The sequence below is a fragment of the Stenotrophomonas sp. YJH_SMC_119 genome, assembly GCF_059368315.1.
In genome coordinates this window covers 133,530-151,890 of sequence record NZ_JCAFRP010000007.1, presented here as the reverse complement: position 1 = coordinate 151,890, position 18,361 = coordinate 133,530, and the positions used below count along the sequence as shown (strand labels likewise).

Below are 18,361 nucleotides of genomic sequence, written 5' to 3'. Positions count from 1 at the left end.
ACTGTCAGATATCTGACGTTCATTTACGACAAAGTGTCACTGGATCGGCCTTAGGCTCGGTCAGGCATTCCCAATCACAAGGAGTAGTCGATGCGATTGCTGTCCCCGCTTGCCGCCGCCTGCCTGCTGGCACTGGCCGCGGCGCCGGCCCAGGCCGAGGTCTTCATCAACGAACTGCACTACGACGACAGCACCGCCGCCGGTGACGTCGGCGAAGCCATCGAAGTGGTCGCTACCGCAGGTGAAGACCTGTCCGGCTACCGCCTCTACCTCTACAACGGCAGCAATCCTTCGGCCGCCACGGTCTACGCCAACAACCCGGTCCCGGCCGGCACCGCCGCCGGTTGCGGCAGCGCCAGCATCGCCGTGGTCAACTACCCGACCAACGGCATCCAGAACGGCCCGAACGACGGCGTCGCCCTGGTCGACGCCAGCGGCAAGGTGGTCCAGTTCCTCAGCTACGAGGGCGCCATCACCGCCTCCGGTGGCCCTGCCGCCGGCATGACCAGCCAGAACATTCCGGTGGCCGAGACCAACAGCACGGCTCCCGGCACCTCGCTGCAGCTGACCGGCAGCGGCAGCCAGTACGCCCACTTCACCTGGGCCGAGTCGGCCAGGCAGACCTTCGGCAGCTGCAACAACGGCCAGACCTTCAGTGGCGGCGGCACCCCGGGCCCGAACACGCCGCCGTCGGTGTCCACCACCACCCCGGCGCAGGGCAGCAGCACCTTCCCGGCCGCCGCCGATCTGGAAGTGGTGTTCAGCGAGACGGTGAACTTGGCCAGCGGCGCGTTCGCGCTGAGCTGCGGTACCTCCGGCAGCGTGCCGCTGACCTTCCCGGCCAGCGGACGCAGCGTGAAGCTGTCCACCAACACCGCGCTGGTGGCCGGTGAAGCCTGCCGCTTCGACATCCGCGCCGCGCGCATCACCGACCTGCAGGGCGCACACCCGGCGGCCGACAGCCGCATCGCCTTCACCGTGGCCAGCACCGGCGGCAATCCGGACCCGGGCAACCCGGGTGTGCCGGCCGGCTACTACTCCAAGGTCAACACCAGCAGCCCGAGCCAGCTGCGCTGCTCGCTGCACGCGACAATCAAGGGCCACACCGCCTACCCGTACAGCGGCTCGGGCACCAGTACCTGGACCATCCTGGAGATCGCCGACGAGGACCCGAACAACCCGAACCGCATCCTCGACGCGTATCGCAACCGCAGCTACGCCAAGGTGACCGATCGCGCCGGCAGCGGCAGTGGCCTGAAGTACAACCGCGAGCACACCTGGCCGAACTCGCTGGGTTTTGCCACCACTACGGGTGACAAGGGCCTGCCGTACGCGCCGTATACCGACACCCACATGCTGTACCTGACCGATGCACAGTGGAACGCCGACCGTGGCAACAAGCCGTTCGGCAAGTGCGACGCCAGCTGCGGCGAGCGCGCCACCGAGGCCAACAACGGCCAGGGTGGCGGCAGTGGTGGCTATCCGGGCAACTCCAACTGGGTGCGCACGCCGGACGGCAACACCGGCACGTTCGAGGTGTGGGGCAAGCGCAAGGGCGACATGGCGCGTGCGGTGATGTACATGGCGATCCGCTACGAGGGCGGCAAGGATGCAGCCACTGGCCAGTCCGAGCCGGACCTGGAGCTGACCGACGACCGCAGCAGGATCGTCAAGACCAGCAGCTCGCCGGCCTACATGGGCCTGCTGTCGACGCTGATCGACTGGCACCTGTCCGACCCGCCGGATGATGCCGAGCGTGCGCGCAATGACGTGATCTACAGCTTCCAGGGCAACCGCAACCCGTTCATCGACCACCCCGAGTGGGCGACCCCTGGCCTGTTCACCTCGGCCAAGCCGGCCACCTGCCAGCTGGCCAACTGACCGCGCAACGCAGCGGTCCACGGCCGCCGCCGGGTCCTGACCCGGCGGCGGCCCTATACTCGACGGCCATGTCGACCGTCGATCCCGTCCTACTGCTGTTGACCACCTGCCCGGACCGGCCCAGTGCCGAGCGCATCGCGCACGCGCTGGTTGGCGAGCGCCTGGCCGCGTGCGTGACCCGCCTCGATGGCGCGCAGTCGACCTACCGCTGGCAGGGCGAGGTGACCACCGACGCCGAGCTGCAGCTGCTGGTGAAGACCACCGCGAGTCGCGTCAATGACGCAATCGCCCGGATCGTCGAACTGCATCCGTATGAACTCCCGGAGTGCATCGCGGTCGAAACCCGGGCCGGCCTGCCGGCGTATCTGGACTGGATCCGGGCACAGACCCGGGAGGACACTGATTGAAGACTCTGTTTGCGCGTGGCGCCGCCCTGTGCGCCCTGATGTGGCTCTCGCTGCCCGCCTTCGCCCTGGATGAGAAGGATCTGCTGCCGGTGGACCAGGCGTTCGCGCTGACCGCCAGTGCCCCCGAACGGGGCCAGGTGCAGCTGCAGTTCAAGATCGCGCCCGGCTATTACCTGTATCGCCACCGCACCAGCGTCAGGGCCGACCCGGCCTTCAATGCCGGCGCGCTGCAGATGCCCAAGGGCGACAAGCACCACGACGATTTCTTCGGCGAGGTCGAAACCTATCGCGAGCGCCTGCAGGCCACCCTGCCCGGCACGCCGACCGAGGCCGCCAGCACCATCAGCCTGGAAGTGCGTTACCAGGGCTGCGCAGATGCCGGTGTCTGTTACCCGCCGCAGAAGCGCGTGGTGCAGGTCACCCTGCCCGGCAGCGGTGCACAGGCCGCGGCCCCTGCCGCGCGCGCCGGTGCGGCCAGTCCGTTCAACAACCCACTGGCCGGTGCCGGCAACAGCGGCGGCCTGCGCCTGCCGGGTGCGGCCAGCAACAGCCAGGCGCTGCCGCTGCCGTCGGAGCAGGCGTTCGGCTTCGATGCCATCGCCAGCGACGGCAACACCCTGCTGCTGCGCTTCAGTCCGGCACCGGGCTACTACCTGTATCGCGACCGCACCTCGCTGAAGCTGGAAGGCAGCACCGGCGTGCAGGCCGGCACGCCGCGCTGGCCAGCCGCGCAGTCGCATCGCGACGAGCACTTCGGCGATGTCTCGGTGTACTTCAACCAGGTGGAAGTGCCGCTGCCGTTGCGGCGCACGGTTGCCGACGCGGTTGACGGCACCCTCGTGGTGACCTTCCAGGGCTGCCAGACCGATGGCATCTGCTACCCGCCAATGACCCGCCGGGTGAAGCTGTCGATCCCGGCCGGCAAGGTCAGCGCCAGCGCCGACCAGGCACCGCCGCGCAACGAGGTAATCAGCCCGTTGGCTGCGGCGCCACGCGAAGGCGCCAACGGCGCCCCCCTGCGCCTGCTGCCGACGGTGCCCAATACGGATGCCGCCCCCCCGGCCGTCGCAGGCACCGTGGACGGCAATGAATTCGCCGCCGATGCGCGCGGTGACAACGCGCTGCGTACGCGCCCGCCGGCGACCACACCGAACCCGGACCGTTCGTTCGTCTGGGTGCTGCTGCTGGCGCTGGCCGGCGGCCTGGTGTTGAACCTGATGCCCTGCGTGCTGCCGATCCTGTCGCTGAAGGTCCTGAGCCTGGCGCAGAGTGGCGAAAGCCCACAGCGCGCACGCAGCCACGCGCTCTGGTACACCTTGGGCGTGCTGGTCGCATTCGCGGTGATCGGTGCGTTGATGGTGGGCCTGCGCGCAATCGGCAACGCCGTCGGCATCGGCTTCCAGCTGCAGCACCCGGGCGTGGTGGCGGCGCTGGCCTACATCATGTTCGCGGTAGGCCTGAGCCTGTCCGGCGTGTTCACCCTGGGCGGCGGCATCGGCAACCTGGGCCAGTCGCTGGCCAGCCGCAGCGGCCCGGCCGGTGACTTCTTCACCGGTGCGCTGGCCTGCGTGGTCGGCAGTGCCTGCGTCGGCCCGTTCATGGGTGGCGCGATCGCCTACGCGTTCATTGCCCCGCCGCTGAAGGCGATGACCGTGTTCCTGTTCCTCGGCCTGGGCCTGGCGCTGCCGTTCCTGCTGATCGGCTTCGTGCCGGCGCTGGCGCGCCGCCTGCCCAAGCCCGGCCCGTGGATGGAAACGCTCAAGCACGTGCTGGCCTTCCCGATGTACGCCACTGCGCTGTGGCTGCTGTGGGTGCTGGGCAAGCAGCGCGGCGTGGACGGCATGGCGCTGGTGCTGGGTGGCCTGTTGCTGTTCGCCTTCGGCCTGTGGCTGTTCGAGCGCAACCGCTGGACCGGCTCGCGTGCAGTAACCCTGCTCGGCGTGCTGCTGGCGATCGGCGCATTGGTACCGGCCTGGGGCGTGACCCAGCTGGCAGCGCCGGCACGCGCCGCACAGGCCGCCAGCGACAACGTGGTGGAGTATTCGCCGCAGTTGCTGGACCGCCTGCGCGCCGACAACCGCGTGGTGTTCGTCAACATGACCGCCGACTGGTGCGTGAGCTGCAAGGCCAACGAGCGTGCCGTGCTGTCGCGGCCGGAGTTCAAGGACCTGCTCAAGCGCACCAACGCGGTGTACATGCGCGGTGACTACACCAACGTCGATCCGCAGATCACCACGTTCCTGGAAGAGCACAAGGCCGTCGGCGTACCGCTGTACGTGGTGTACGGCCCCGGCGCGCCGCCGACCGTGCTGCCGACCCTGCTGACCCAGGCGGTGGTGGAGGAAGCGCTGCTGCGCACCGCACGATGAAGTGGCAACGGCCAGCGCTGCTGTGGACAGCGGTGCTGGCCGCCGGCCTCGGCCTGTGGGCCGGGCATCGATTGGCTCCTGCGCCGGTTGCGCCTGAGGCCATGCCAGCGGCGCCTGCTGTGGCGGCTGCGGCACCTGCCCTGCAGGTCGGCGACAGCCTGCCCGCGCTGTCGCTGCCCGATCTTGAAGGCCGGCCGCTGGACCTGCGCCAGCACGCTGGCGGTCGCCCGCTGTTGATCAATGTCTGGGCCAGCTGGTGCGCGCCCTGCGTTGAAGAAATGCCCGAACTGGCGCGTTTCGCACATATCCAGGGCGAGCACGGTGTGCAGGTGCTGGGACTGGCGCTGGATACGCCGGAGGACGTGCGCGGTTTCCTGCAGCGGGTACCGGTGGATTATCCGATCGTGATCGAGACCCCGGGGCCGCGCGATGCCAGCGTGCAGCTGGGCAATACCCAGGGCCTGCTGCCCTACAGCGTGCTGTTCGATGCGCAGGGGCGGCTGGTGAAGGCAAAGCTGGGACCGTTCGCCCACGGCGAGATCGACAGCTGGGTGAAGTGAGGGTGTTTTTTGCAGGGCTTGCAGCCCTGCACCCTGCTCAATGCAACGGCAACAGCCAGAGCCAAAGCCAAAGCGGGCTTCCCGTGGGATGGCGGGGCGCTGTGGCTGTGCAGGACACGCCGTAAACCCGTCCGTGGGGGCTCGATGGCGCCATCCATGGCGCCAACGGTCCTGCACAGCCACACCGCCCCACCTTCGACAGATTCCGGCGGCTGTTGGTAGGTGTCGACCTTGGTCGACACATCTGTCAGATATCGATATTCAGAACGGAATCAGACCCCGTGCCGACCAACGGTCGGCACCTACCAAAGCAGAACGCCGTTCCGACAGATCGCAGGAAACTGTCGAAGGCGGGGTGGGTCCGGTTGAGGGGGCGTGAGCCGCATGGATGCGGCGACCGAGCTTACATGGGTGAGGGCGCTTTGCTTGCGAAGCACTGCTTCGCAAGCGCCCGAACGCACAGCCGCCAGCGGCTGGGCCGGGCCCCGGAGGGGGACTTGCAGCGTCCCCCTCAACCGGACCCACCCCGCCAACCCACGGGAAGCCAGCTTTTGACGTTGACGTTGCTCCGGCTTGTAGCGGGTGCAGGGCTGCAAAGCCCTGCAACAAAACCCTCCTTGACCGTAGCCCGTCCGCCACGGAGAATTCCGCGACTAATTCTCATTTGCTGTTGCGCAGGATGCGGGCGGCAGCCTTCCAGGCCCTCCTCCTTCCATGTTCAAGAACGTCCTGTTCCAACTGCACTGGCTGCTGGGCATCACCGCCGGTGCCGTATTGGCCGTGATGGGCCTCAGCGGCGCCGCGCTGTCCTTCGAGGACGAACTGCTGCGGGCGGCCAATCCCGGCTTCGCCGAGATCGCCGAGCACCATGCCGATGGCCAGCTTCCACTTGCGCTCAGCGAACTGGTGCCGCTGCTGCAGGCCGGCGGTGATCGCCCCCTGCAGCGCCTGCGCGTGGACGCCACCGGGCAGCGGCCCTCGGTGGCACGCTTCGCTGGTGGCAAGGAACACTGGGTCTACTTCGACCCGTACAGCGGCGAGCGCTTCAGTGCCTTGCGTGGGCAGGCGTTCTTCGACTTCGTCGAGGACCTGCACCGCCACCTCGCCGCGGGCGAGCGCGGCAAGTGGATCACCGGCAGCTGTGCGATCGCGCTGCTGTTCTTCACCCTGTCCGGTCTTTACCTGCGCTGGCCGCGCCGCTGGTGGCACTGGCGCAGCTGGCTGGCGGTGGAATGGAAACGCAGCGGCCGTGGCTTCCTGTGGAGCCTGCACTCGGTGGTCGGCACCTGGGTGCTGCTGATCTACCTGATGAGTGCGCTGACCGGCCTGTGGTGGTCCTTCGACTGGTATCGCAGTGCCGCCAATACGCTGCTTGGCGTCGCACCGGCCGCCAAGCACAAGGTCGCCACCGGCGCCACCCTGAACCTGGAGCGCATCGAAGCCACGCTGTATGCCCTGCCCGGCGTGCACACCGGCTACATCGACCTGCGCCTGCCGGAAAAGCCTGGCCAGGCGCTCAACGTGCGGGTGATGGCTGGCGATCCGTCACAGCGCGGTGGCCACCATGACCGTGCACATGATCTGCTGCAGCTGGATCCGGCCAGCGGGGCAATCCTCGATTCGCGCCCCTACGCGCGCCAGGGCGCCGGCGCGCAGCTGGCCACCAGCGTGTTCGCATTGCACTCGGGCAGCTACTTCGGCATGCCCGGGCGTGTCGTGGTGATGCTCAGCAGTCTGGCCATGAGCCTGTTCTTCATCACCGGCTGGATGCTGTACCTGGACCGCCGCCGCAGCCAGCGTGCCGCGCGCGGGCTGCGCCGGTCGCTGCCGGTTGCCACCGATGATGGCCGCGCACCTTGGCTGGTCGTGCATGCCAGCCAGAGCGGGCTGGGCGAGCAGCTGGCCTGGCGTGCCGCCGCGCAGCTGCAGGCCGCTGGCCATGGCGTGCAGGTACTGCCATTGGCCCGGGTCGATGCCACGCAGCTCGCGCGCACTGCGCAGGCATTGTTCGTGCTGAGCACCTTCGGCGATGGCGAACCGCCGGATGCGGCACGGGGCGCTGCGCGGCGGCTGCTGGCACAAGCGCCCGATCTGTCGGGCCTGCAGTTCGGCCTGCTCGCCCTGGGTGACCGCCAGTACCCGCATTACTGCGGCTTTGGCCGCCAATTCGATGGCTGGCTGCTGGGCAACGGCGCACGTGCGCTGTTCGAGCGCATCGATGTCGATGCCGCCGCGATACCGGCGCTGCGCCAGTGGCAGCAACATCTCGGCGCGCTGACCGGCATCGCCACCGATGACAGCGTGTTGCCGGCCGCGACGCAGATGCACGAGTGGCGCCTGCTCGGCCGTGACCGCCTCAATCCAGGCAGCATGGGCGGCGCCATCTGGCGCATCCGTCTTGCGCCACCGGCCGATGTGCAGTGGCAGGCGGGCGACATCCTGCACATCGCGCCCCGCCACAACGCGCGGCACGCCGCTGCGGTGCTGAAGGCACATGGGCTGGATCCCCAGCAGCCGCTGCTGATTGACGGCCAGCCGCGCACGCTGTTGGCGCTGGCCAGCGAGCGCGAGCTGCCCGATGCCGATGCTGCGCTGGCGGTGCAGGATGCGTGCCTCTGGCTGGCAGGGCTGCCACTGCTGCCGGGGCGCGAGTACTCCATCGCATCCTGTACGGATAACAGTGCGGTCGAACTGGTGGTGCGGCTGGTCCATGACGAAACCGGACGCACCGGCCTGGGTTCGGGCTGGCTGTCGCTGCATGCGCCGGTCGGTGCCAGCATCGTGGCCCGCGTGCACCGCAACCCCGGTTTCCATCGCGTTGGCGGTGCGCCGATGGTGCTGATCGGCAATGGCACCGGCATCGCGGGCCTGCGCAGCCTGCTGCGCGAAGCCGCGCATGCAGGTGAACACGGGCACTGGCTGCTGTTCGGCGAACGCCAGCGCGCGCACGACTTCCTGTTCGCCGATGAGATCGAAGCGTGGCAGGCCGATGGCCATCTCGCGCGGGTGGACCTGGCGTTCTCGCGCGATGGTGAGGGCGGCTATGTGCAGGATCGCCTGCGTGCAGCAGCCGATGCCCTGCGCGACTGGATGCAGCGTGGTGCGGTCATCCACGTCTGCGGTTCGCTGCTGGGCATGGCCGAAGGCGTGGACCAGGTGCTGCGCGAAGCACTGGGTGATGAAGAAGTGGAAACGCTGCTGGAGACCGGGCGCTACCGTCGCGACGTGTATTGAGCCACAAGGGTAGTGCCGGCCAGCGGCCGGCACTACCGGAGCACGATCAGGCCGCAGCGCGCGCCTGTGGCATCGACTGCAACTGGAACGCGCCCACCGCTTCGGCCAGCGCGTGTACCTGCGCCTGCATCTGCGCGGTGGAGGCACCAGCCTCTTCCACCAGGCTGGCGTTGCGCTGGGTGCTGGCTTCCATCTGCACGATGGTCTGCTTCACCTGCGCGATGCCGGCATGCTGGTCCTGCGATGCACTGCGGATACCGGCCAGCAGCTCGGCCAGCTGCTGCACGCTGCCAACGATCTCGCCCATCGTGATGCCCGCCTGCTCGACCTGCTGGTTGCCCTGGCCAACACGCGCCACCGAATCCTCGATCAGTCCTTTGATCTGCTTGGCCGCTTCGGCACTGCGCTGGGCCAGCAGGCGCACTTCCGCAGCCACCACGGCGAAGCTGCGGCCCTGCTCACCTGCGCGCGCTGCTTCCACCGCGGCATTCAGCGCGAGGATGTTGGTCTGGAAAGCGATGCCATCGATCAGCTGGGTGATGTCGCCGATCCGCCGCGAGGCCTCGCTGATGCCATGCATGGTCGCGACCACCTGGCCGACGGCCTCGCCACCGCGCTGGGCCACCGCGGCCGCCCCCTGCACCAGGGCATCGGCGCGGCCCGCGGCATCGGCGTTGCGGCCAACGGTGTCGGTCAACTCGTGCATCGACGCTGTCGTCTCTTCAAGGTTGGCCGCCTGCTGTTCGGTACGCTGCGACAGATCATGGTGACCGGCAACGATCTCACCCACACCGGTGTCGAGGCTGGACGTCGCCTGCTGGATGCGGGTGACGATGCGGCCCAGTTGCGCGACCGTGGCGTTGGCATCGTCGCGCATGCGTGCGAACACGCCCTGCAGCTCACCTTCCATGCGCACGCTGAGGTCACCACGGGCCAGCGCCGCCAGAAGCGCCTGCAGATCGCCGAGGTTGGTCTCGAAGGTCGCCAGCAGGCGGTTGATGCTGGTCGACAACGTGCGCACGAAGCCCTGTTTTCCCTCCAGCGCGATGCGGCCGTGCAGGTCGCCATGTGCGGCGGCGTCGACCAGTGCTGCCACTTCGGTTTCCAGCAGCGTTTCCAGCGCGCGGCTGCGCCACTCCACTGCCACGCCGAGGAAATGCCCTTCGTCGGTGATGGCATTGGCGATCAACTGGTAGCGGACGCCGGCATGACCGATCTCGCGCTCCTCGCGCTGGCGCACGCAAGCCAGACTGGCCAGTGCCGGATGCAGGCGTACCGCATCGCTCCCCACCAGATCTTCAAGCCGGAGTGCAAGCTGCTGCAGCAGCGCCGGATTGGCGTACGCCACCAGGCCTTCGGCATCGATCACCATCAAGCCGGCCTGTGCGCTGTCCAATGCCTGGCGCACGCGGGTGTTGACGCGGGCCACCGCACGCTCGGTCTCGATGCGCGCGCGCAGGCGCTGCTGCATGTCGACCAGGCGCTGGGCCAGCTGGCCGATTTCATCGTTGGCGTTGTAGACGCGCAGGGTGGTTTCGAGACGGTCGTCGGCGATGTCGCTGGCGAAACGCAGGGTGTCCTGGATCGGCTGGCGCACCGCACGCAGCACCAGCACCAGGCTGGTGATCAGCACGCCGGCCACCAGCAGCAGGGTCAGTGCGAACACCACGCTCATGGTGCGCGCGCCGGCCTGCTGGCGTGCCTGCGCCCTGCCCAGCGCCGCCACCTGTGCCTGCTGGAATGCGGCCAACGCCGGCGCTACGCCCGTGGCGGTATCCAGCAGCGACTGCGCTTCCACATCCAGGCCGACGCGGGCAGCGGTATACCCCAGCAGTGCGGCCTGATACGCCTCCATCCCGGTGCGCAGGGTGTCCTGCACATCCGCAGGCAGGCCCGCCAGCGCGAGGTCGAACGGCAGCTTCTCCTCGCTGGCGCGGTCGGCGTGGGTGGAATCACCGTCGAGCAGCAGCAGTGCCTCCTGCCTTCGCATCTTCTGCAGGGACAGCGCCAGCGCGGGCCGCTGCTGCACATCCACCTGCGCCTGCAGGGTGTCGGCGGCCTGCTGCAGCTGCGCAGCGAGGCCGGCATCACCACGGCCCATCTCGTCGACCCGTTCGAACAGGGCGGCCACACCCTGCGAGAACGCGTCGGCGGCTTCGGTCAGCGCCTGCAGGGCCTTGCGCCGGCCCGCATCCATCGGCATCGCGCGCAGCGCCTGCAGATCGGTCTGCAACGCCTTCTGCGTGGCCAACAGCTGCGCGCGGTCGGCATCATCGAAACTGCGTGCATACTGGGTCTGCAGGCGACGCGCTTCGGCCACCCGCGTGGACAGGCTGGCAGCCAGATCGCTGCCGCGCTGGTAGCTGGCCTGGCTGCGCGCAGCCAGTGCGTTGGCATGGCCAGTCCAGGCGTAGACAGCAGCGATCGCCACCAGGCCCAGGCCGCAGATCCACAGTGTGGCCTTGAGCTTGTTGGCCACGCTGAGCCGATGTGGCTGCAGCCAGCGCAGCAGCCCGGGGGACGCCGAGTGCAACGCAGCAAGGCGCGTGCGCAGGGACCGGAGGTGGGGGACAACGGCCGACATGACAGACTCCAGGCGGAAAGACGCACCTGTATCGGCCTGACTCAGGACAACTTTAGCGCTTTCTTCGTCTGCGTCCCCCCATCGCTGGTGGACGCGGCCTTTGTACCGGGTGCAGGCGACGGAGGCATGACACGGCCGCCGCGCTTGACCTCAACCCCGGTTGGGGGAGCACAGTGGACATCCCTCCCCCGCCCGGTGTCTCCATGACGACGCTCGATGTCCCCCGCTACCTGCAGCGCCTGCAGCTGGATGCACCGCCACCGCGGACCCTGGCCGGCCTGACCCTGCTGCAGCAGCGCCACAACGCACTGCTGCCCTTCGAGACCCTCAGCTGCCTGCTGCGCGATGCGGTGCCGATCGACCTGGACAGCGTGCAGCGCAAGCTGCTCGACGAGCGCCGCGGTGGTTACTGCTTCGAACTCAATGGCGGGTTGCTGGCGCTGCTGCAGGCATTGGGCTTCGATGCGCAGCCATTGAGCGCGCGGGTACTGCTGGCCGCCCAGGACGGCGAACTGACCGCGCGTACCCACCTGCTGCTGCGCGTGAACGTAGACAGCGGCGACTGGCTGGTGGATGCCGGTTTCGGCAGCCTGACCCCGACCGTGCCGCTGCGCCTGCATGATCCGCAGCCGCAGGCCACGCCGCACGAACGCTATCTGCTGCAGCGCCTGCCCGACGAGGGTGATTTCGTGCTGTCGGCCGAGTCCAACGATGGTTGGCGGGCGATGTATCGGTTCGACCTGCAGGCGCCGGCACCGATCGACAACGTGGTGGGCAACTGGTACGTGTGCACCCATCCCGATTCCAGTTTCCCCGGGCAGCTGCGCGCGTCGCTGACCGGGCCGGACTGGCGCCGCACCATCGGCAGCGGCAACTACACCGAGTATCGCCCCGGGCAGGCACCGGACAAGCGCCCGCTGCATGATGTGGGTGATGTGCGTGCCGTGCTGCAACAGCGCTTCGGCATGCAGCTACCGGACGACCCGCGACTGGACCCGGCCATCAATGACTGGCTGCAGCGCTCGCGCGCCGCGACCTTGTAGGGCCGAGCCCATGCTCGGCTGAGCTGGAGCGGCTGGGCCAACAGCAGCCGAGCGTGGTCTCGGCTCTACAGAGCAGCGCGCGCCTGCAGCGCAATGCGATTGCCTTCGCTGTCGCGGATCTCGGCCACGCGCCAGTCGCCCGCATCGGCGGGTCCGAAGCACAGCTCGGCGCCCGCTTGCAGTGCTCGCTCCAGGCTCGCATCCAGGTCATCGACGCCGATGTAGACGCGCGCCCCCTGTTCGGAAGGCCGGTAGTCCGCGCCGAGCACCAGCGCAATGCTGGCACCGGCGGCCTCATCGGAGAACGGCAGGTAGGCCATCCGGCAGTCGTGCAGCACCACAGGTTCGTCCACCGCGACCTGCAGCCACCGCTGGTAGAACGTGATGGCACGGTCCAGGTCACTGGCCGGGATTTCCACATGCAGGATCGGGTTCACTGGCACTCCTTGCTCGGTCCACTCAGATGATGCGCAGGGTAATCGCCTTCAGCACCGCACGGGTGCGATCGCGGGTGCCCAGCTTGTCGAGTATGGCGGACACGTAGTTCTTCACCGTGCCCTCGGCCAGGAACAGGCTGCGCGCGATCTCCTTGTTGCTGTAGCCACCGGCCAGCAAGCGCAGGATCGCCACCTCGCGTTCCCCGAAGGTATCGGTGGGCGGTGCTTCATCGTGGAAGCGGTAGCGGGCGCGTACCGGCTCGGTGCTGACCGGCAGCAGCAGGGTTTCGCCAGCGGCGACGCGCTCGATCGCCTCGCGCAGGTCTGCGGGTGCGGCGTCCTTGAGCAGGAAGCCCTGTGCGCCGGCCTCGCTGGCACGCAGCAGCAGGTCACTTTCATCAAAGGTCGTCAGCAGCAGCCACGGCGTGGCATCGCCGCGCGCGCGCAGCTGGCGCACTGCCTCGATGCCGTCCATCCCGGGCATGCGGATGTCACTGAGCACAACATCCACGCGCTGGGTGGACAGCGCGTCCAGCAACGCCTGGCCCTCCTCGGCCTCCAGCGCCACGTCCACGCCCAACCCCTGCAACAACGCACGCAGCCCGGCGCGGACCAGCGCCTGGTCGTCGGCCAGGGCAACACGGATCGCGCTGCCGTTCATGCCGGCACCCAGGCGGTCAGGTGCATGCCGCCCTGTGCGGTGCGGGCCAGTTCCAACTGGCCACGCACTGCGCCCAGGCGCTCACGCATGCCGGCGATGCCGTTGCCCTCGCGGATACGCTCGGCGCGCTGGCCGTCGTCACGGATGTCGATACGCAACCGGGAATCCTCTTCGTTGATCGTCAGCCATACGGTGTCTGCGTTGCCATGCCGGGCGGCATTGGTCAGCGCTTCCTGTACCAGGCGCAGCACGATCTCGGCCATCAGCGGGTCAACCACGCGCACGCACTCGCCGATCTGCAGCTGCAGCTTCGGGCGCGGGAACGGCGCGGCCAGCGCGTGCAATGCGGTGGCCAGATCGAGGCCGCGATCATCGCGCATCGATTGCACCACCTGGCGGATGTCGGCCAGCAACTCGCCGGACAGCTGCTCGGCCAGCACCAATCCTTCGCGCCTGGCCAGCACAGGGTCGGCCGCAAGGGCACGCAGGTTCAAGCGCATCGCCGTGAGCTTGTGCCCGGCCACATCGTGCAGTTCGCGCGCCAGGCGCAGGCGCTCGGCGTCGCGTGCACTGTCGGCCAGCAGCGCGCGGGTAGCCAGCAGGTCGGCATTGACGCGGGCCAGGTCATCGCGGGCCAGCGCCGTGCTGCGGGCATAGTGTGCGGTCAGTGCGGCGAAGGCCTGGAAGCCGCCATAGAGCAGCACCACCAGCAGCGGCTGGCTGAAGCCGCTGTAGCGCAGCACGAGATACATGGCGAGGTTGGCCAGCAGTGCAACAGCCAGCACGAAGCGCGGTGGCCAATGCTCGGCCAGCTGCGCCACCAGCACCACCAGCAGTACCGGTGCGGTGCCGGTACGCGGCTGCAGCGCAACCAGCACGACCGCCAGCAACGCCTGCAACACCGCCGCGACAGCGCGCACGCGGGATGGCACCGACGCCCAGCCGTGCACCACGAACAGCAGCAGGAACACGGCAAGCAGCAGCAGGCTCAGCCCGGCACCGTTGCGCTGCACCGCGAATGACAGGCCCACCACCAGCACGGTGGCCAGGCCGGCGAGGCTGAGGGGACGCAACAGATGGCGGAACAGGCTGGGCATGGCCAGATGCTGACCGCCGCGCACGCCGGCGGCAATGGGTCCGGCGCAGAAAGTGACTTCTGGCACGTCGAATCGATGACCACTGGCCCTGAACCCGGTGCAGGGCCGCACGCAGACTGGCGCCACACCGCCACACACACTTCCGGAGCCACTGCCATGATCCGCACCGCCCTGCTCAGCACCGCCCTGACTGCCCTGGCCCTGGCCGGCAGTGCCCACGCCGCCGACCTGGCCGTGACCGTGCACGACGTCCGTGTGCAGACCGGCACCCTGCGCGTTGCGCTGGTCGACAGCGCCGCCGCCTGGGACGGCAAGGCCAGGCCCGTGCAGGCCCAGCAGGCGGCGCCCAGCGGCGACAGCGCCCACTTCACGTTCAAGGGCGTTCCGGCCGGCAGCTATGCCGTGCTGCTCACCCACGACGAGAACGACAACGGCAAGCTCGACACCAACCTGGTCGGCATGCCGGTGGAGGGCTACGGCTTCAGCAACAACCCGCAGGTGATGCGCAAGCCGACCTTCGACGAGGCGCGCGTCGACGTACCGGCCGCCGGCACCGCCATCGACATCACCCTGCGCTGATTCCTGCATCCAGACCCGAGGCCACCATGGACCGTCGCCGCTTCCTTCGTACCCTGCTCAGCAGCAGTGCCTGTCTGGCCCTGGGCACCACCGCGCTGCGCAGCGCTCCCGCCTTCGCCGGCGACCCGGCGCGGTTCGCGCAGGGCATGCAGGAACACCCGTGGCTGCTCGGCTGGCGCAGCGTCGGCAGCGAAAGCCTCGGTCCGGCCACCGTGCAGTTGCAGGGAAAGCTGCCGTCAGGCCTGGCTGGCACGCTGTACCGCAACGGTCCGGCGTGGACCGAGCGCGATGGCTTCCGCTACGACCACTGGTTCGACGGCGACGGCATGGTGCATGGCTGGCGCTTCAATGGTGATGGCAGCCTGACCCATCACGGGCGCATGGTCGCCACGCCGAAATTCACCCGTGAACAGAAGGCCGGCCGCTTCCAATATCCGGCCGCCGGCACCAGCGTTCCCGGTGCGCTGGCGGTACGCAACAACGATGATGCCAACGTGGCCAACACCTCGGTGACGATGATCAATGGCCGCCTGTTCGCCCTGTGCGAATCCGGTTCGGCGTTAGAAGTGGACCCGGATTCGCTGCAGACGCTTGGCCCTGTCACCTGGCGTCCGGACCTGGCGGCGCTGCCGTTCTCGGCGCACCCGCTGACCGACCACGACGGCAGCCTCTGGAACTTCGGCTCGATCAGCCTGATGGGGGGCCATGGCCTGCTGGTCTGGCACATCGGTGCGGACGGCCAGCTGCGCAGCGCCAATGTGATCGAAACACCCGAGCATGGCTACCTGCATGCCTTCGCGATGACCGACCAGCACCTGCTGTTCGTGATGATGCCGTTCGATTTCACCGGCGCAGGTGGCAGCTTCTTCGAGCGCATGCAGTTCGCACCGCAGCGTCCGGTGCGCATCGCGGTGGTCGCCAAGGATGCGCCGGACAAGGCGCAATGGTTCGAGGCCCCGTTCGCGGCGATCTACCACTTCGGCGACGCGTTCACCCGCGATGGCGGCATCGTGCTGCGCGCAGTGCGCCACGACGACATCAACGAGGCGCGCTCGCCGATGAAGGAAGCGATGGCCGGTGATGGCGCACACGCGGCCAACAGTGGCGCCAGCCTGGTCGAGCTGCATCTGGACCTGCGTCGTGGACAGGCCCGCTGGCAGACGTTGGGCATCAGCGCGGTGGAGTTCCCGTTGTTCGACCCGCGCTCGGCGAACACACGTGGCGCACGGCTGTATGCGCCGACCATCGACGGCACGGCCACTGCGCCGTACTTCAACGCGGTGGCCGCGTTCGAGATCGAGCACGGGCGCCGCCAGCTCTGGAACTACGGGGCGGACATCATGGCCGAAGAGCATGTGTTCGTACCGCGCCCGGGCAGCCGCAACGCCGATGACGGCTGGCTGATCGGCACCCTGCTCGATCCGGTGAACCAGCGCAGCGGTCTGGCCGTGCTGGATGCGCGCCATGTGGATGACGGTCCGCTGGCCCAGGCGTGGCTGCCGTATGCGGTGCCACTGGGCTTCCACGGCACCTTCGCCGCGCGCGGCTGAGTCCACGCCACGCGGACACCGTTGTTGGCATGCTGGGTCTCCCCTGCCCCGTGGAGTCCTGCATGTCCCTGGCCGACCACCGACGTACGCTGGCACCGCACGGTTTCCTGCGCGTGGCGATCAACCTGGGCAACCCGGTGCTGGCACAGGGCGATGCGCGCTCACCGCGCGGCCCCTCGCTGGAACTGGCTACCGCGTTGGCGCAACGGATGGGGGTGCAGGCACGCTTCACCTGCCACGATGCCGCAGCCTCGGTGGTCGCCGCAGCGGGCGAAGACGGCTGGGATCTGGCCTTCCTGGCGATCGATCCGGCGCGTGCCGACCGCATCGCCTTCAGCGCTCCGTATGTGGAGATCGAAGGCACTTACCTGGTGCGCGAAGACAGCCCGGCGCAGCAAGTGGCCGACCTCGACCGCGACGGACTGCGCATCGCGGTGGGGCGTGGCGCGGCCTATGACCTGTTCCTGAGCCGGGAACTGCGCCATGCCACGATCGAGCGGGCGGACACCTCGGCAGCGGCCATCGCCCTGTTCGACCAGCACCGCCTGGATGCCGCCGCCGGTGTACGCCAGCCGCTGGCGGCCTGGGCGAAGGCACATCCCGGCCATCGGGTGCTGGCCGATCGCTTCACCGCGATCCAGCAGGCAGTGGCGGCACCGGCCTCACGCCCGGCCAATGCGCTGCGGGCGCTGTTTGAGGAAGTGGAAGCGATCAAGGCGGGCCCGTTGCTGGAGGAAGCGTTCGCGCGTGCCGGGCAGGCGGTCACCCTGGTGCATTGACTGTAGAGCCGAGATCGAGCACCGCGCGGCGTTACAGATGCGCGTCCGCCATGTGCTGCACATGCTCGGCGGCCTGCGCATGCAGCCAGTCGCGGAACGCGAGGAAGCCGCGATGGCTGGCCGAGCGCTGCGGGTACACCAGCCAATGCGGCCACGCCGTCTTCAGGCGCTGGCTGGACAGCGCGACCAGCTGGCCGGATTCCAGCAGCAGGCGTGCCCGGGTCACCCGGCCAAGGGCCACGCCTACGCCATCCAGTGCGGCGCGATGGTGCGCCTCCGAATCATCCAGCACCGCCACGAAGCGCGATGGCGGGCTCTGCCCGCTCAACGCGAACCAGGCGCCCCACGCGCCGTCGGGATCACCGAGCAGCGGCCACTGGGTCAGCGGTAAACGGTCGATGCCCCCCATGCGCTCGATCAGCGCGGGGCTCGCCATCGGCACCAGCCACTCGTCGAACAGCGGTTCCACCACCAGGCCCGGCCATTGCCCGCTGCCCAGCCGCAGCGCGGCGTCGAACTGGCGCTGCCGCTCGAAATCAATCAGGCGCTCACTCGACTGCAGGTTGATCTCGATCTGCGGATGCTCAGCCACGAAGTGACCCAGGCGCGGCACCAGCCAGGCCGATGCCATCGATGGCACCGCACTGATCGTCAGCACGTGCTCGGCACGCGCGGCATAGGGCTGGAAGGCTTCGTTTATCGCATCCAGATGCGGCCCCACCTGCTCGAGCAGGCGCTGCCCCTCAAGGGTAAGGGTGATACCACGCGGCTGGCGGATCAGCAGCGGCTGCCCGAGCCGTTCTTCCAGCTGCCGCATCTGGTGGCTGAGCGCGCTGACGGTCAGGTTCATCGACGCCGCCGCGCGCGACAGGTTGCCAAGCCGGGCGGCAGCCACGAAGCCCTGGAGGGCATGGAGCGGAGGGCGGGACATAAGGCTTGAAATTCTCTCAAGTCATGCTTGCGGAAATGTCGCTTTTTGCCCGTCCATGCTGCCCGTATCGTGCAATCCACTCAAGTGGAGGCACGCTCATGAACATCTTCGGCGGCTTGTTGTTCCTGCAGGGCCACGTGGCCAGCGCCGAGCTGGCACGCCAGCTGGCCAGCCCGTCCACACCTGCCCCGCAGTGCGCGCGGCAACCGGCCGCGCCGGTTCAGCCGCCGCGAGCCCGTTGAACGCTCC

At 68.6% G+C, this 18,361-nt stretch carries 15 protein-coding genes; 10 read left to right on the top strand and 5 right to left on the bottom strand.

Annotated elements, in window-relative coordinates; all coding sequences use genetic code 11:
* The first annotated feature begins 90 nt into the window (after window positions 1–90).
* The 5 genes from AC5P6S_RS12795 to AC5P6S_RS12775 all read left to right on the top strand — a co-directional run bounded on the left by AC5P6S_RS12795 (window position 91) and on the right by AC5P6S_RS12775 (window position 8,451).
* Window positions 91–1,881, top strand: a complete 1,791-nt coding sequence (locus tag AC5P6S_RS12795) for an endonuclease (protein ID WP_049419065.1) — start codon at window positions 91–93, stop codon at window positions 1,879–1,881.
* Between the two features lie 68 nt (window positions 1,882–1,949).
* Window positions 1,950–2,288 carry a divalent-cation tolerance protein CutA gene (gene cutA / locus AC5P6S_RS12790; RefSeq protein WP_012481391.1) on the top strand — a complete coding sequence of 113 codons (339 nt, stop codon included), beginning with the start codon at window positions 1,950–1,952 and terminating at the stop codon, window positions 2,286–2,288.
* The gene (locus AC5P6S_RS12785; protein WP_049419062.1) at window positions 2,285–4,657 is read left to right on the top strand and encodes a protein-disulfide reductase DsbD family protein; all 2,373 of its coding nucleotides are present in this window, start codon (window positions 2,285–2,287) and stop codon (window positions 4,655–4,657) included. The genes cutA and AC5P6S_RS12785 overlap by 4 nt, the downstream gene beginning before the upstream one ends.
* Window positions 4,654–5,217 (top strand): TlpA family protein disulfide reductase, encoded by a 564-nt coding sequence (locus AC5P6S_RS12780; RefSeq protein ID WP_005411231.1) that lies wholly within the window; start codon window positions 4,654–4,656, stop codon window positions 5,215–5,217. The genes AC5P6S_RS12785 and AC5P6S_RS12780 overlap by 4 nt, the downstream gene beginning before the upstream one ends.
* Window positions 5,218–5,931: 714 nt before the next feature.
* Window positions 5,932–8,451: a PepSY domain-containing protein gene (locus tag AC5P6S_RS12775; protein WP_138970060.1), complete on the top strand. Its 2,520-nt coding sequence runs from the start codon at window positions 5,932–5,934 to the stop codon at window positions 8,449–8,451.
* 46 nt (window positions 8,452–8,497) lie between these two features.
* Here AC5P6S_RS12775 and AC5P6S_RS12770 read toward each other — a convergent pair whose 3' ends face one another.
* Window positions 8,498–11,035 carry a methyl-accepting chemotaxis protein gene (locus tag AC5P6S_RS12770; protein ID WP_138970059.1) on the bottom strand — a complete coding sequence of 846 codons (2,538 nt, stop codon included), beginning with the start codon at window positions 11,033–11,035 and terminating at the stop codon, window positions 8,498–8,500.
* Between the two features lie 203 nt (window positions 11,036–11,238).
* On the opposite strand from AC5P6S_RS12770, the gene AC5P6S_RS12765 reads away from it, so the two are divergent.
* Entirely contained in the window at window positions 11,239–12,078 is an 840-nt protein-coding gene (locus AC5P6S_RS12765; RefSeq protein ID WP_043034554.1) for an arylamine N-acetyltransferase family protein, read from the top strand.
* Between the two features lie 65 nt (window positions 12,079–12,143).
* Here AC5P6S_RS12765 and AC5P6S_RS12760 read toward each other — a convergent pair whose 3' ends face one another.
* The 3 genes from AC5P6S_RS12760 to AC5P6S_RS12750 are packed head-to-tail and all read right to left on the bottom strand — an operon-like array spanning window position 12,144 to window position 14,273.
* Window positions 12,144–12,515 (bottom strand): VOC family protein, encoded by a 372-nt coding sequence (locus AC5P6S_RS12760; RefSeq protein ID WP_005411235.1) that lies wholly within the window; start codon window positions 12,513–12,515, stop codon window positions 12,144–12,146.
* A 22-nt stretch (window positions 12,516–12,537) separates the two neighbouring features.
* On the bottom strand, window positions 12,538–13,176 hold the full coding sequence (locus AC5P6S_RS12755; RefSeq protein WP_005411236.1) for a response regulator transcription factor: 639 nt from the start codon (window positions 13,174–13,176) through the stop codon (window positions 12,538–12,540).
* The gene (locus AC5P6S_RS12750; RefSeq protein ID WP_495204630.1) at window positions 13,173–14,273 is read right to left on the bottom strand and encodes a sensor histidine kinase; all 1,101 of its coding nucleotides are present in this window, start codon (window positions 14,271–14,273) and stop codon (window positions 13,173–13,175) included. The genes AC5P6S_RS12755 and AC5P6S_RS12750 overlap by 4 nt, the downstream gene beginning before the upstream one ends.
* Before the next feature lie 156 nt (window positions 14,274–14,429).
* Between AC5P6S_RS12750 and AC5P6S_RS12745 the strand changes: the two genes are divergently transcribed.
* The 3 genes from AC5P6S_RS12745 (at window position 14,430) to AC5P6S_RS12735 (ending at window position 17,181) form a co-directional block, all read left to right on the top strand.
* Window positions 14,430–14,852: a DUF2141 domain-containing protein gene (locus AC5P6S_RS12745; protein WP_012481398.1), complete on the top strand. Its 423-nt coding sequence runs from the start codon at window positions 14,430–14,432 to the stop codon at window positions 14,850–14,852.
* 26 nt (window positions 14,853–14,878) lie between these two features.
* Window positions 14,879–16,402, top strand: a complete 1,524-nt coding sequence (locus AC5P6S_RS12740) for a carotenoid oxygenase family protein (RefSeq protein ID WP_111193779.1) — start codon at window positions 14,879–14,881, stop codon at window positions 16,400–16,402.
* A gap of 62 nt (window positions 16,403–16,464) precedes the next feature.
* Window positions 16,465–17,181 carry an ABC transporter substrate-binding protein gene (locus tag AC5P6S_RS12735; protein ID WP_049418027.1) on the top strand — a complete coding sequence of 239 codons (717 nt, stop codon included), beginning with the start codon at window positions 16,465–16,467 and terminating at the stop codon, window positions 17,179–17,181.
* A gap of 31 nt (window positions 17,182–17,212) precedes the next feature.
* On the opposite strand, the gene AC5P6S_RS12730 is transcribed toward AC5P6S_RS12735, so the two are convergent.
* The gene (locus tag AC5P6S_RS12730; RefSeq protein ID WP_049418029.1) at window positions 17,213–18,112 is read right to left on the bottom strand and encodes a LysR substrate-binding domain-containing protein; all 900 of its coding nucleotides are present in this window, start codon (window positions 18,110–18,112) and stop codon (window positions 17,213–17,215) included.
* Window positions 18,113–18,210: 98 nt separating this feature from the next.
* On the opposite strand from AC5P6S_RS12730, the gene AC5P6S_RS12725 reads away from it, so the two are divergent.
* Window positions 18,211–18,354, top strand: coding sequence for a hypothetical protein (locus AC5P6S_RS12725; RefSeq protein WP_164281572.1), 144 nt, complete (start codon window positions 18,211–18,213; stop codon window positions 18,352–18,354).
* Window positions 18,355–18,361 lie beyond the last annotated feature (7 nt).

Bases quoted from the DNA above. Each gene is read 5' to 3' on its own strand.
- AC5P6S_RS12795 (WP_049419065.1), top strand. From the start codon at position 91: ATGCGATTGCTGTCCCCGCTTGCCGCCGCCTGCCTGCTGGCACTGGCC.
- cutA (WP_012481391.1), top strand. From the start codon at position 1,950: ATGTCGACCGTCGATCCCGTCCTACTGCTGTTGACCACCTGCCCGGAC.
- AC5P6S_RS12780 (WP_005411231.1), top strand. From the start codon at position 4,654: ATGAAGTGGCAACGGCCAGCGCTGCTGTGGACAGCGGTGCTGGCCGCC.
- AC5P6S_RS12775 (WP_138970060.1), top strand. From the start codon at position 5,932: ATGTTCAAGAACGTCCTGTTCCAACTGCACTGGCTGCTGGGCATCACC.
- AC5P6S_RS12770 (WP_138970059.1), bottom strand. From the start codon at position 11,035: ATGTCGGCCGTTGTCCCCCACCTCCGGTCCCTGCGCACGCGCCTTGCT.
- AC5P6S_RS12765 (WP_043034554.1), top strand. From the start codon at position 11,239: ATGACGACGCTCGATGTCCCCCGCTACCTGCAGCGCCTGCAGCTGGAT.
- AC5P6S_RS12755 (WP_005411236.1), bottom strand. From the start codon at position 13,176: ATGAACGGCAGCGCGATCCGTGTTGCCCTGGCCGACGACCAGGCGCTG.
- AC5P6S_RS12750 (WP_495204630.1), bottom strand. From the start codon at position 14,273: ATGCCCAGCCTGTTCCGCCATCTGTTGCGTCCCCTCAGCCTCGCCGGC.
- AC5P6S_RS12745 (WP_012481398.1), top strand. From the start codon at position 14,430: ATGATCCGCACCGCCCTGCTCAGCACCGCCCTGACTGCCCTGGCCCTG.
- AC5P6S_RS12740 (WP_111193779.1), top strand. From the start codon at position 14,879: ATGGACCGTCGCCGCTTCCTTCGTACCCTGCTCAGCAGCAGTGCCTGT.
- AC5P6S_RS12735 (WP_049418027.1), top strand. From the start codon at position 16,465: ATGTCCCTGGCCGACCACCGACGTACGCTGGCACCGCACGGTTTCCTG.
- AC5P6S_RS12730 (WP_049418029.1), bottom strand. From the start codon at position 18,112: ATGTCCCGCCCTCCGCTCCATGCCCTCCAGGGCTTCGTGGCTGCCGCC.
- AC5P6S_RS12725 (WP_164281572.1), top strand. From the start codon at position 18,211: ATGAACATCTTCGGCGGCTTGTTGTTCCTGCAGGGCCACGTGGCCAGC.